Source organism: Paraburkholderia franconis (genome assembly GCF_009362735.1).
GTDB classification, from domain to species: domain Bacteria; phylum Pseudomonadota; class Gammaproteobacteria; order Burkholderiales; family Burkholderiaceae; genus Paraburkholderia; species Paraburkholderia franconis.
Genome location: NZ_WHNP01000032.1, coordinates 58,657 through 71,735, shown reverse-complemented (window position 1 = coordinate 71,735; position 13,079 = coordinate 58,657). Strand labels below are relative to the sequence as shown.

Annotated in this window: 10 protein-coding genes and 2 riboswitches; of the genes, 5 read left to right on the top strand and 5 right to left on the bottom strand. The window is 64.4% G+C overall.

Annotation, left to right across the window (positions count from 1 at the left end):
• Positions 1-9 precede the first annotated feature (9 nt).
• The 3 genes from GCT13_RS28550 to cobW are packed head-to-tail and all read right to left on the bottom strand — an operon-like array spanning position 10 to position 5,967.
• Positions 10-1,041 carry an ATP-binding protein gene (locus GCT13_RS28550; protein ID WP_152763781.1) on the bottom strand — a complete coding sequence of 344 codons (1,032 nt, stop codon included), beginning with the start codon at positions 1,039-1,041 and terminating at the stop codon, positions 10-12.
• The gene (gene cobN, locus GCT13_RS28545) at positions 1,038-4,841 is read right to left on the bottom strand and encodes a cobaltochelatase subunit CobN (RefSeq protein ID WP_152763779.1); all 3,804 of its coding nucleotides are present in this window, start codon (positions 4,839-4,841) and stop codon (positions 1,038-1,040) included. The genes GCT13_RS28550 and cobN overlap by 4 nt, the downstream gene beginning before the upstream one ends.
• Before the next feature lie 10 nt (positions 4,842-4,851).
• Positions 4,852-5,967 (bottom strand): cobalamin biosynthesis protein CobW, encoded by a 1,116-nt coding sequence (gene cobW, locus GCT13_RS28540; RefSeq protein WP_152763777.1) that lies wholly within the window; start codon positions 5,965-5,967, stop codon positions 4,852-4,854.
• 192 nt (positions 5,968-6,159) lie between these two features.
• Positions 6,160-6,437: riboswitch (cobalamin riboswitch) on the bottom strand.
• Positions 6,438-6,544: 107 nt separating this feature from the next.
• A riboswitch (cobalamin riboswitch) is annotated at positions 6,545-6,803 on the top strand.
• A gap of 185 nt (positions 6,804-6,988) precedes the next feature.
• On the opposite strand from cobW, the gene cobA reads away from it, so the two are divergent.
• The 5 genes from cobA to bluB are packed head-to-tail and all read left to right on the top strand — an operon-like array spanning position 6,989 to position 10,758.
• On the top strand, positions 6,989-7,735 hold the full coding sequence (gene cobA, locus GCT13_RS28535; protein WP_152763775.1) for a uroporphyrinogen-III C-methyltransferase: 747 nt from the start codon (positions 6,989-6,991) through the stop codon (positions 7,733-7,735).
• Positions 7,732-8,166 (top strand): cobalamin biosynthesis protein, encoded by a 435-nt coding sequence (locus tag GCT13_RS28530; protein ID WP_152763773.1) that lies wholly within the window; start codon positions 7,732-7,734, stop codon positions 8,164-8,166. Before cobA ends, GCT13_RS28530 begins: the two co-directional genes overlap by 4 nt.
• Positions 8,163-8,765, top strand: a complete 603-nt coding sequence (gene cobO, locus GCT13_RS28525) for a cob(I)yrinic acid a,c-diamide adenosyltransferase (protein ID WP_152763771.1) — start codon at positions 8,163-8,165, stop codon at positions 8,763-8,765. Before GCT13_RS28530 ends, cobO begins: the two co-directional genes overlap by 4 nt.
• 3 nt (positions 8,766-8,768) lie before the next feature.
• Positions 8,769-10,073, top strand: a complete 1,305-nt coding sequence (locus GCT13_RS28520; RefSeq protein ID WP_152763769.1) for a cobyrinate a,c-diamide synthase — start codon at positions 8,769-8,771, stop codon at positions 10,071-10,073.
• Positions 10,057-10,758 (top strand): 5,6-dimethylbenzimidazole synthase, encoded by a 702-nt coding sequence (bluB, locus tag GCT13_RS28515; RefSeq protein WP_152763766.1) that lies wholly within the window; start codon positions 10,057-10,059, stop codon positions 10,756-10,758. Before GCT13_RS28520 ends, bluB begins: the two co-directional genes overlap by 17 nt.
• A gap of 30 nt (positions 10,759-10,788) precedes the next feature.
• On the opposite strand, the gene GCT13_RS28510 is transcribed toward bluB, so the two are convergent.
• Positions 10,789-11,472, bottom strand: a complete 684-nt coding sequence (locus GCT13_RS28510; protein ID WP_152763764.1) for a response regulator transcription factor — start codon at positions 11,470-11,472, stop codon at positions 10,789-10,791.
• Between the two features lie 767 nt (positions 11,473-12,239).
• Positions 12,240-13,034, bottom strand: coding sequence for a DeoR/GlpR family DNA-binding transcription regulator (locus GCT13_RS28505; protein ID WP_152763763.1), 795 nt, complete (start codon positions 13,032-13,034; stop codon positions 12,240-12,242).
• Positions 13,035-13,079 lie beyond the last annotated feature (45 nt).

Sequence of the window (13,079 nt, the reverse complement as noted above, 5' to 3'; positions counted from 1 at the left end):
TCCGATGGCTCAGCGTTTTTTTACCGGGAGTGGAATGACCTGCTTGACGTGCGTGATGCCCGTGCGTTCGGGTGGAAGATAGCCGTAGTCGCTTTCGGCGGATGTAGTCGCGCTATCGGTTGAAGAAGGCTGTCGATCGGAAGGCGCGGCCTCCTGATGCTGCCCGGTCTCATCGTCATGCAGGCGCCGTCGATGCAGCAACACCGATTCCGCGACGCGATCGACATGTTCGAGCGTCACGTCACCCGCGCCTTCGAATGCAGCCAGCGCACGCGCTGCGCGCAGCATCACGAGATCCGCGCGCAATCCATCGACGCCCGCAGCGATGCACAACGCGCTGACATGCGCATGCACGGTATCGTCAAACGACAGGCGCGACAAAGCCGCGCGCGCATCGCTTATGCGCGCGACGAGCGCTTGCTGCTGCTCGACATAAGCCGCACGAAAATGGAAAGGATCGAGATCGAACGCAAGCCGCGCCTTGACGATGTCCTGGCGCGTCTGCGGCTCGTAACAGTTCTCCAGTTCGACCATCAAGCCGAAGCGATCCGTCAATTGCGGACGCAGCTCGCCTTCTTCCGGATTCATCGTGCCGATCAGCACGAAGCTCGCATCATGCGTGTGCGAAACGCCATCGCGTTCGACCGTGTTTACGCCGCTCGACGCCGCATCGAGCAGCGCATCGACGAGCGCATCCGGCAGCAGATTCACTTCATCGACATACAGCACGCCGCGATGCGCACTGGCGAGCAGCCCCGGCGAAAAGCGGACAGAAGCATCGCGCAGCGCCGCTTCGATATCGAGCGTGCCGATCAGCCTGTCCTCGCTTGCGCCGAGCGGCAGCGTCACGAAGCGGCCTTCGGGCAGCAGTTCGGCGAGCGCGCGCGCCGCCGTCGATTTGGCCGTGCCGCGCGGCCCGCTGACCAGCACGCCGCCGATGCCCGGATCGACGGCGGCGAGCAACAAGGCCTGTCGCAACGGCGCCTGGCCGATCAACGCGGAAAACGGAAACACGGCAGGCGTCGCACGGGTCTCGCTCATGATCGTGATCCTTCGATATGCTGTTCGCTATCCAGCAGATGTTGTTCGATTTGCGCGCGATAGCCGCCGGGTTGCTGCCAGAGTCCACGCTGCATCGCTTCGACGAGCCGCTCGCAGACGGCATGCAGCGCATGCGGATTGTGCCGGCGCATGAACTCGCGGGTATCGGCGTCGTTCAGATACGCATCGGCGACGAGCGCATATTGATGATCGGCGACCACGCGCGCCGTCGCATCGTAGCCGTAGAGATAATCCACCGTCGCGGCGATTTCGGCCGCGCCCTTGTAGCCGTGACGCTTCACGCCGTCGAGCCACTTCGGATTCACCACACGCGAACGGATCACACGCGCGATCTCTTCATGCAGCGTGCGAACGCGAGGCGCATCAGGGTTGCTGTGATCCGCGTGATAGACGTGCGGCTGATTGCCCGCAAAATGCCGCACGGCCGCCGTCATGCCGCCCTGGAACTGGTAGTAGTCGTTCGAATCGAGCACGTCGTGCTCGCGGTTGTCCTGATTCTGCAACACGACATCCATTGCGGCGAGCCGCGTGCCGAATGCGTGCCGCGCTTCTTCGCCCGCGCTCTTCTGCGTGTACGCGTAGCCGCCCCACGACAGATATGCATTCGCGAGATCGGCGTCCGTCTGCCATCGTTGCGTGTCGATGATCTCCTGCAGGCCCGCGCCATACGCGCCGGGCCGCGCGCTGAACACGCGAAAGCCCGCGCGCCTGCGTGCTTCGTCGGGCGCGACGCCGCGCGCGATCCAAGCATCGCGCTCGCGCATCACGCGCGCGCGAATGGGATTGATGTCCTCGGGCTCGTCGAGCTCGGCGACAGCCTGCACGGCTGCATCGAACAGATGCATCACGTTCGCGAACGCATCGCGAAAGAAACCCGACACGCGCAACGTCACATCGATGCGTGGACGATCGAACGCGGCGATCGGCATGATCTCGAAGTCGGTCACACGATGACTGCCCGGCGCCCACTTCGGCCGCACGCCGAGCAGCGCGAGCGCTTGCGCGATATCGTCGCCGCCCGTGCGCATCGTCGCCGTGCCCCACACGGACAGGCCGATTGCGCCCGGATAGTCGCCGTGCTCCTGCAAGTGACGCTCGATCAGCGTCTGCGCCGACTTCAGTCCCAGCGACCACGCGGCTTGCGTCGGAATCGCGCGCGTGTCGACGGAATAAAAGTTGCGGCCCGTCGGCAGCACATCCGGCCGTCCGCGCGACGGCGAGCCGCTCGGGCCGGGCGGCACGAAACGCCCTTCGAGCCCGCGCTTCAGATGCATCAGTTCGTGCGCGCCGCATGCGTCGAGACGCGGCAGGATGTCGTCGCGCAAGCGTCCCAGCACGCGAGCCGCGTGCGGCAATGCATCGGCATCGAGTTGAGTGCGCGAATCGCAAGGCAGTCCGCACATATCGTCGAGCAAACACGACGCGAGCAGTTCGAGTCGTTCGCGCGTGTCGCCGTTGTGGCGCCATGGCGCATCGCTGACCTGTTCCAGCAGCGCAGGACGCGGCCCCTCCCACGCGGCCGACCAGTCCGCCGACAGCGGATCGAACATGCGATCGACGTGCAGATCGCGAGCGAGCGCATCGATGAGCCCCGCCTTCGCGCCCTGTCCGTCGCCGACGGGAAAGCGTCCGAGCGCAAGCAACGTATCGCGCCGCTGCACGTCCTGAGGCGACTCGCCGAACGTATGCAAGCCGTCGCGTATCTGCGCTTCCTTCAGCTCGCACAGCCATGCATCGACACGCGTGAGCAATGCGTCTTCCGCGTTCGCATCGTTCGGCGCGTCGAGGCTCAGCTCTTCATGCAGCCGATGCGTGACGATCGTGTCGAGAATGGTCTTGCGCAACAGCTTCGCGCGACGCGGATCGACCATCAGCGCGTCATAGTATTCGTCGACCTGGCGCTCGAGGTCTTGCAGCGGCCCGTAGTTTTCGGCGCGCGTGAGAGGCGGCATCAGATGATCGACGATCACGGCCTGCGCGCGGCGCTTCGCCTGGCTGCCTTCGCCGGGATCGTTGACGATGAACGGATACAGATGCGGCAACGGCCCGAGAATCGCATCGGGCCAGCACGCATCGCTCAGCGCGACGCTCTTGCCCGGCAGCCATTCGAGATTGCCATGCTTGCCGACATGCACGACAGCATCGATACCGAACTGATGACGCAGCCAGAAATAGAACGCGAGATAGGCATGCGGCGGCACGAGCTCGGCATCGTGATAGCTCGCGTAGTCGTTCTGCTCGCGCGAGCGCGGCGGCTGGATGCCGATGAACACATGCCCGCAGCGCCAACCCGCAATCGTGAAGCGTCCACGCCGCAAGGTCGGATCGTGTTCGGGCGGGCCCCACTTCGCGTTCAGCGCATTGCGCAGCGATTGAGGCAGGCGCGTGAAGTACGTGATGTAATCGCTGAGCGCGAGGCTTTGCAGCGCGGGCCGCAGATCGCGCACGACGGGATCGTTCGTTACGCCTTGCGTCAGCGTGTCCATCAACGCGTCGCCGTTCATAGGCAAATCGTCGATGCGATAGCCCTCGTCGCGCAGCATCTTCAGGATGTTGACGACTGACGCAGGCGTATCGAGTCCCACGCCATTGCCGATGCGCCCCTCGCTCATCGGATAGTTCGCGAGTATCAGCGCGAGCCTTTTGTCGGCGTTGGGCGTGCGGCGCAGCTTGCACCAGCGCTCGCTCAATTCGGCGACGAACGCAACGCGCTCGTGATCCGGCTGATAGCGAACCACGTCCACTTGCGTATGCGGACAGCGATACGCAAGGCCCTTGAAGCTGATCGCGCGCGTGATGATGCGGCCATCCACTTCGGGCAGCGCGACGTGCATCGCGATATCGCGCGAGTTGAGGCCGTGATTGTCGTTCACCCAGTCTTCGCGGTTGCCGCCGCTCAGGATCACCTGCATCACGGGCGCGTCGCCCGCCAGCGCGAGCGGCTCGGTATCGTCGATCGCGGAAGCGGCAAACGCCGTCGTATTCAGCACGAGCGTGATGTCCTGCTGCGCGGCGAGTCGTTGCACGACGTCGCGGCTGATTGCATCCTTCAGCGACGTGATCGCCACGGGCAACGGATTCATGCCACGCGCTTCGAGCGCATCGATCAGCGCATCGAACACGGCCGTGTTCGCCGCCTGCAAATGCGCCTTGTAGAACAGGACCGCGACGACAGGCGCGCCCTGGGTCCAGCGCGCCTGCCAGTCTTCGATGGTCGCGGCGTCGCGCGCGGGGTGATAGAGCGCGGCCGCGGGCAACGGGCCCGGCGGTGCAGGCTCGTCGCCCCAGCCGAGCGCGCGCCACGCGATGCAGCGCATGAACGACTCGGCATTGCGCGCGCCGCCTTCGCGCAGATAGCGCCACAACTGATGACACAGATCCGCATCCGCCGTGCTGCGCGCGAGCAGATTCGGGTCTTCCTGCAAGTCGCCGGAAAACATCGCGAGCGTCTGCCTGTTGCGCTGCGCGAGCGCGACGACCTGCTCGATCCCATACGGCCAGTACGACTCGCCGCCCAGATGATCGACGACGACGACGCGCGCGTGCTGCAACACATCGTCGATATAGAAATCGACGGAAGCGGGCTGCCGCAGATACGTGACATTCGCGAGCCGCACGCTCGGAAAGCCTTCGCCAAGCCGCGGCACGACGCTCGCGAGCAGCGACAGCGTCGTGTCCGCGGAACTGAGGATCACGATATCCGCGGGCTTCTGGTCGATACGGATGACGCCCTTCGTATCGTCGACGAAACCGCCGGGAACGGTGCGCAGCAGATGCATCGCGCCGCCTTCAGGCCTGTTGCGCTTGTGCGTTCGCGACGTCGTTCAACGCTTCGTCGAGCGCGCGCTGCAGCGCCCGTTGATCGAGATCTGCGCCGATCAGCACGAAGCGGCTGAGCGCAGAGCCACGAGAAGCGTCGATTTCGCCCGCCTGCCAGCGCCGGTCGAAATAGCTGTCGAAGCGCCGCCCCACGCCTTGAATGACGAGACGCATCGCCGCGCCCGGCAAGGCCGCAAAACCCTTCACGCGATAGATCGTGTGTCCTTCGACCACCTGCCTGAGCGCCGCGATCATCGTGTCGCGCGACGGCGCCTGCGCCGTCACGACGACGGAATCGAACTCGTCGTGATGGTGATCGTGATCGGGATCGTCGGCGGAACCGTGATGATCGTGCCGCAGATGAATCGTTTCTTCCGATGCGGATTCGAGCCCGAGCAGCGCGTGAAGATCGAGCTGTCCCATGTGTGCGCGCACCACTTTCACCTGAGGCGGTATCTCTTCGCGCAGCGTCGATTCGACGGCGGCCTGCTGCGCTTCGTCGAGCAGATCGGTCTTGTTGAGGATCACGAGATCGGCCGCCGACAGCTGGTCTTCGAACAATTCGTGCAGCGGCGATTCGTGATCGAGATTGGGATCGGCCTTGCGCAACCGGTCGACGGCGGCGGGATCGTCCGCAAACTGACCGCTCGCGACGGCGGGACCGTCGACCACGGTGACGACGGCATCGACGGTGAAGCTGTTCTTGATCGACGGCCAGTTGAATGCCTGCACGAGCGGCTTCGGCAACGCAAGGCCCGACGTTTCGATCAGCACGTGATCGATCCGGCCGCGCCGCTCGACGAGCTGCTCCATCACGGGAAAGAACTCTTCCTGCACGGTGCAGCACAGGCATCCATTGGCAAGCTCGTACAGTTGGCCTTCTGTCTCGTCGCCGTTCTCGTCGCAACCGATGCCGCAACCCTTGAGGATTTCCCCGTCGATGCCGAGCTCGCCGAACTCGTTGACGATGACCGCGATGCGCAGGCCGCCCGCGTGCTGAAGAATGTGACGCATCAACGTCGTCTTGCCGCTGCCGAGAAAGCCTGTGACGATCGTCACGGGAATCTTGCGCATCTGTGTCTGCATGATGGCTCCGTTGCCCGATCTGTTTTCGGGCGACTCTGGACTTTGAAATCGCAACGCCGCGAGCGATGCGAGTCAGCGTGATGCACGGGGACGGAAAACGGCGCCGCAAACGCTTCGCGGCCGAAATAGGCAAACGCGAATCGGGCACGCGGCGCGTGCGGAATCGTGAACGCAGCACCGCATCCCCGCAGCATTGCGTCGTTTTCTCGGGCCGGTATCCGGGCTGATGAAAGCGCCGCCTCTCCTTCCCGCGCGAGCGTTTTCGCGCAGTGGATGATCTGCATGGGCCACTGTTGGACGCACATGCAGCGAGACGGCTCCGCATCGACTTCGCGATGCCTTCACCTACCGTTGCGGGGAGCAGCATAGTTTGGCCCTGTGTCGATATGAGCGACACGAAGGGCCTGCTATTTCCCGTTTAACTGCGCGAGCAGAAAGCGCGCGCGAGCACCAGAGTGCGTGCGAGTTTAGGCTCGCACGCGAAGAGCGTCAAGAATAGAGCCGGCATGCTTTCTTCGTCCCCGTTGCAGCGTGCCCATCGAGGAAATTCCGCAGCGACGCGCAAGGTCGGCTGTGCTATCGTATGCGCGCGTCTGGTGCCGTGCCTGCGTTCGCTTGCACGGTTAAACGGGAAACAGGGAAGCGCCTCTTTTGTACGGCACATGTCGTGCGGCGAATGAAGTGCTCAGCCTGTGCTGTCCCCGCAACGGTCACGCGGCGAGCGGAAAGAACAATTTCCGCGCAGTGCGTTCAAGGCCACTGCCTGCATCATGCAAGTGGGAAGGCGAACGCGATGAGCCGTCAGCCCGGATACCGGCCAGATGCAAGGGGGCGACGAGACGGACGAAACCGTTCGCCATTCGCTGGAGCCGCGGGAAACGGACGCCAGCGCCCACGCGCGACACGCTGCTTGCACGACCGTTTACAAGCGGGTTTCGGGCAATGGCGCCGCGCATCAAATGCAGCATCGCATGACCCACATTTCTTCAAGGCCCGCCCACGCAGCGGCGCTCCATTCGCAATGAACCGCGCCTGGCTGATCGGCGCCGGCCCCGGCGACGTCGAACTGCTGACGCTCAAGGCCGTCCGCGCGCTCGCGCAGGCCGACGTCGTGCTCGTCGACGATCTCGTGAATCCCGAAGTCCTGCAATTCGCGCGCGACGATGCGCTGATCGTCCACGTCGGCAAACGCGGCGGCCACGCATCGACGCCACAATCCGCAATCGTCGCGACGATGCTCGATCATTTGCGCGCGGGCCGCAGCGTCGCGCGTCTGAAGGGCGGCGATCCGTTCGTGTTCGGACGCGGCGGCGAAGAGCAGCAGGCGTTGCAGGCGGCGGGCGTGCACGTCGAGATCGTCAGCGGAATCACGGCAGGCATCGCCGCGCCCGCGGCAATCGGCATTCCCGTCACGCATCGCGATTACGCGCAGGGCGTGATCTTCGTCACGGGCCACGGCGCGGGCGAGCGCGAAGCCGACTGGTCCGCGCTTGCCGCCACTCGGATGACGCTCGTGATCTACATGGGGATGCGCCGCCTGAACGAGATCGTCGACGCGCTGTTGCGCGCCGACATGTCGCCGGATACGCCGTGCGCCGCAATCGAATCGGCGACGCGGCCCGAGCAGCGTCACGTATGCGCGGCGTTGCGCGATCTCACCATGCGGGTCGCGGATGCGGGGCTGGGCTCGCCTTCGATCGTCGTGATCGGCGGCGTCGCGTCGCTGGCTGCGCCCGTCGATGCATTCCTTCAGCACGCATCGTCATGACGGGGGGCATCGTGGGCATCGGTTGCCGGCGCGACGTGTCGGCCGAACAGATCGAAGCGGCCGTGCGCGATGCACTCGGCGATATGTTGCCGTTCGAAGCGCTCAGCGCCGTCGCAACCATCGATGTGAAAGCCGGCGAAGCCGGCCTCGTCGCGTTCTGCGCACGCCACGCATTGCCGTTGCGCACCTTCACGCGCGAACAGATCGCCGCGCTCGACGCGCATACGAATGCATCGCAAGCCGTGCGCGAGCATATGGGCGTCGATGGCGTCTGCGAACCGTGCGCGCTGCTCGCGGCGCAAAATGGACGGCTGCTCGTGCACAAACGCGCGCGCGATGGCGTCACGGTCGCGATCGCGTGCTCCGCCGATGACATCAGCGCCATACATCAACACTCAAACGACACACACCGAACGAAGGACAATCGATGAAGACCGATCCCGAATCGCACGCACGCATGACGCAGCGCCGCCGCGAAGGCCACGAGAAGAAGCAGGCGCAGGCGACCATCGAAAAAGGCCTGCTGATCGTCTACACGGGCACGGGCAAGGGCAAGTCCACCGCGGCGTTCGGCATGGCCGTGCGCGTGCTCGGCCACGGCCTGAAGCTTGGTGTCGTGCAGTTCATCAAGGGCGCGCTGCATACGTCGGAGCGCGACTTTCTCGGCGCGCAGGCTAACTGCGATTTCGTCACGATGGGCGACGGCTACACGTGGAACACGCAGGACCGCGAAGCCGACATCGCGACCGCGCGCAAAGGCTGGAACGAAGCGCGCCGCATGATCGAAAGCGGCGAGTATCAGATGGTGATCCTCGACGAGCTGAACACCGTGCTGAAGTACGAATATCTCCCGCTCGATGAAGTGTTGAGCGTCGTCAACGCGCGGCCCGAGATGCTGCACGTCGTCATCACGGGACGCCACGCGCCCGACGCGCTGATCGACGCCGCCGATCTCGTCACCGAAATGCGCCTCGTCAAGCATCCGTATCGCGAGCAGCACGTGAAGGCGCAGCGCGGCGTGGAGTTCTGAACGATGCCCGCGTGCCCCGCTCTCTTCATCAGCGCGCCGGCGTCGGGCCAGGGCAAGACGACGATCACGGCTGCGCTCGCGCGGCATCATCGGCGGATGGGGCGCGACGTGCGCGTGTTCAAGACGGGCCCGGATTTCCTTGACCCGATGATCCTCGCGCGCGCGAGCGGCGCGAGCGTGCTGTCGCTGGATTTGTGGATGGTCGGCGAACGCGCATGTCGTTCGCTGCTCGCCGAAGCGGCGCGCGACGCCGATCTGATCCTGATCGAAGGCGTAATGGGCCTTTTCGACGGCACGCCGAGCAGCGCCGATCTCGCCGCGAAATTCAACGTACCCGTCGTCGCCGTGATTTCGGCGAAAGCGATGGCGCAGACCTTCGGCGCGGTCGCGTTCGGCCTCGCGCGTTTTCGGCCGGACGTGCCGTTTCATGGCGTGTTCGCGAACCGGGTCGGCTCCGCGCGTCATGCGCAGATGCTCGAAGAGTCGCTGCCCGCCGATCTGCAGATGCTCGGCTATCTGTCGAGCACCGAGGCAATCGAGTTGCCCGATCGACATCTGGGCTTGCTTCAAGCCGCGGAGATCGATGACCTCGACGCACGGCTCGACCGCGCGGCCGATGCGCTCGCATCGACCGCGCTCGCGCAACTTCCGCCTGTCGTGACGTTCGACGAACCCGCGCACGAAGCACCGTTGCCGCGACTGCTCGACGGCATGCATATCGCCGTCGCGCGCGATGCCGCGTTCGCGTTTATCTACCCGGCGAACGTGCAGTTGCTCGAAGCGCTGGGCGCGCGCATCACCTGGTTCTCGCCGCTCGCCGACGAGCCCGTTCCCGTCGATGCGAACGCACTCTATCTGCCGGGCGGCTATCCGGAACTGCATGCGCCTGCGCTCGCGGCCAACGCGCGCAGCGCGGCATCCGTCCGCGCGCATGTGGCTGCCAACAAAACCATCGTCGCCGAATGCGGCGGGATGCTGTATCTGCTCGACAGCGTCACCGACACGCAAGGGGTCACGACGCCAATGCTCGGCCTGCTGCCCGGCCATGCCGCGATGCAGACGCGTTTCACCGCGCTCGGCATGCAGCAGATCGACGACAGCGTGCACGGCACGCTGACGGGCCACACGTTTCACTACTCGCGCGTGAGCACGCCGCTCGCGCCCGTGCGTCACGCGACGCGCGCACAGTCCGACGCACCCGGCGAAGCCGTCTATCGTCAGGGTTCGATCGTCGCCACTTACATGCACGGCTACTGGCCGTCCAACCCAGCCTTCGCGGCTGCCCTCTTCGATGGCCGAGCCTTTTGACGACGCCGAACGCGCGGCGGTCTACCGCGCGATCTACGAGCGGCGCGACATGCGCCACTTCGTGCCCACGCCCGTCGATCCCGCCGTGCTCGCGCGCCTTGTCGACGCCGCGCATCATGCGCCGAGCGTCGGCTACATGCAGCCGTGGCGGATCGGCCGCATCACCGATCCCGCGCTTCGGCAAAAGCTGCATGCCGCCGTCGAACGCGAGCGTGTGCTGACGGCGGATGCGCTCGGCAAGCGGCGCGACGAGTTCATGAAGCTCAAGGTCGAAGGCATGCTCGAGTGCGGCGAACTGCTGGTGATGGCGCTGATGGACGGCCGCGAGAAGCACATCTTCGGAAGGCGCACGCTGCCGGAAATGGATCTGGCTTCGGTGGCGTGCGCGGTCCAGAACATGTGGCTCGCGGCGCGCGCGGAAGGGCTTGGAATGGGCTGGGTTTCGCTGTTCGATGCCGACGAAGTGCGCGCGATGCTCGGCATGCCGGAGGGCGCACGGCCTGTCGCCATTCTGTGTCTCGGGCATGTGGAGCGTTTCTATCCCGAGCCGATGCTCGAATCGGAAGGCTGGGCGAAGCGCATGCCGATCGATGCGTGCCTCTTCGAGAACACGTGGCGCGATCAGACATCCGCTTGCGAAGAAGCGCGGTCGATGCAGCAGCATCGGCACGATAATGCGCGGTAAGGGCCGCTCAAACGGCTTTTCGCGCGCTGCTTACGTTTCGCCCTTTTCGATGCGTTCGAGCCGGTAGCCGTAGCCGTAGATCGGCATCAGCCGATAGCCGTTCTCGGGACGCAAGCCGAGTTTCGTGCGCAGCATCGACACATGCGTGTCCATCGTCCGCGACGGAATGGACGCCGCCTGTTTCCAGATCGCATCGAGAATATGCGAGCGCGACAGCGGCCGGCTCAAGTGCTTGAACAGCAGCAGCGCGAGTTCGAATTCCTTGTGCGTGAGCGTGACGGAATGGCCGCGCACATGGACGCGCTTCGAGCCCGGCTCGAATTCGTATTCGCCGAACACTTCCTTCCCCGCTATCAGCTCCTGGCCGGTGCCGCGCAGCAGCATGCCGACGCGCGCGAGCAGCGTCGCCGCACTGATGGGCTTGACGAGACAATCGTCGACGTCCGCTATCTGGTCGGACGTATCGTCTGTGCCCGTTATCAGGAGGACGGGCAGACGCTCGGTGAGATTCTCGCGGACCCAGTGCAGCACGTCGTCAGCCGGCAGGCCCGGCGCATCGCGATCGAGCACGAGCAGATCGAACGGCTGGCTACGCAGTTGCCCGATCAGCGCATGTCCATTGTCGAATGCATGGCAGCTGTGCCCCGCGGCCGACAGCGTCCCGCACACGAAATCGGCTTGCGCCTGTGTCTCCTCCAGAACTGCAATTCTCATAAAACCCCGCAACGCTCAATCGTTGTTTCCGTCCGACCGGGAAATCGTTGATGAAGGACCACAAACGGCAATATGAAACTGGAATTCCACATTGACCCGGTTCTTCAAGCCCTGCATCGATTGCGGGCCAATTCCTTCACATTGCCCGACAATGCCTTGATAGCCCGATATTGCTTTAATGCCTTCGCACCCTATTACGGCTCATCGAAATGCCGGTTTATAAGAGGCGCGAAATCGACTTCTTTTGACCGCCTGGTGCGAGCGGATTTTTCTTGCATTTTGCTTTCTGCGGTACTTCACAGGCTAATCGTGCCGCCGCCCTGAAACGAGCGCCGCTGCCCGCTTTACGCGAGAGTGTCACAGCCTTTCGCAGCTGGAAATGACTGGCAGGCAACTGACAACCGGCCGCCGGACAAACCCGCCGGCACATGTGGCACTGCATCACAAACGTCCTTTTGCGGATTTAACATTCACGCAATAAAAGAGTCCGTGCCAGTAACCGGAAAGATTTAACAATTCGAGCGTCGCCGTTGACGCTTTCGATTTAAATCGGGGTGAAGATTATTAGAACGAATTCAATCAGTCAATTAACCTCTCATTTTTGGGCAGCCGGTGAACCATTTCGTTAAATCGGCCGATCCCGGCGATAAGCGGCTTATCGGCCTCACAGGCCAATGCGCGAGCCCAGGACGGTCCCATCGATCCGGTTAGCGGCTCTTGCGGCGCTGCACTTTAGGTCCGCGGCTGATGCGGCCTGCCGCACTCGATCAGATGCCGGCCCCGCCTGCCTCACCCGGCGCGGACGCCGCGCAGATCGTTTCGACGCCAGCCGCCGCCAGAACCTTCGACAGCGCCGCAGCCGGCGCGACATCGGTGACGAGGATGTCGAGACCGTCCGGGCCGAATACATGAGCGAGCGCGCTGTGGCCGAACTTCGTGTGATCGGCGGCGACGACGCGCCGCTCCGCTTGCGAGAACGCCGCGAGCGCAAGCGCGGCATCGGCGGGCTGCGCATCCATGAAGCGCCCCTTCGCGTCGATGGCCGTCACCGACACGATCGCATAACGCACATGGAATTGCCGGACGAAAGCGAGCGCGCTCTCGCCAACAGCAGAGGCATCGTCGGCGCGCAGTTCGCCGCCCGCCATCAGCACGCGGTTGCCGTTGCGCGGCGCGAGCAGGCGCGCGATCTCAGCGGAATTGGTGACGACCGTCAGGCGCGAATGCGATTCGAGCGCGTGAGCGATATGCACGCAGGTCGTGCCGCCGTCGAGCAGCAGCGAATCGCCGTCGCCGATCATTTGCGCGATGCGCGCCGCGATCGCGCGCTTGGCGTCGCGCTGCTCGACCATGCGGCGGCGGAACGGCGGCTCGTCAAGTTGCGCGGGCAACATGATGCCGCCATGCACCTTGACGAGCAGCCCTTCGGCGACGAGCGGCTTCAGGTCGCGACGAATCGTTTCATCGGACACGGCGAACGTGTTCGCCAGATCGGTGATCGTGCAGGTCTGTTGCGCGCGGACGAGTCGCAGGATCTCGTTCTGTCGGTGGGTGGCGAACATCGGCGGCGGCGGTTGGAATTTGGCGCGAGTCTATCAGACGCGCCT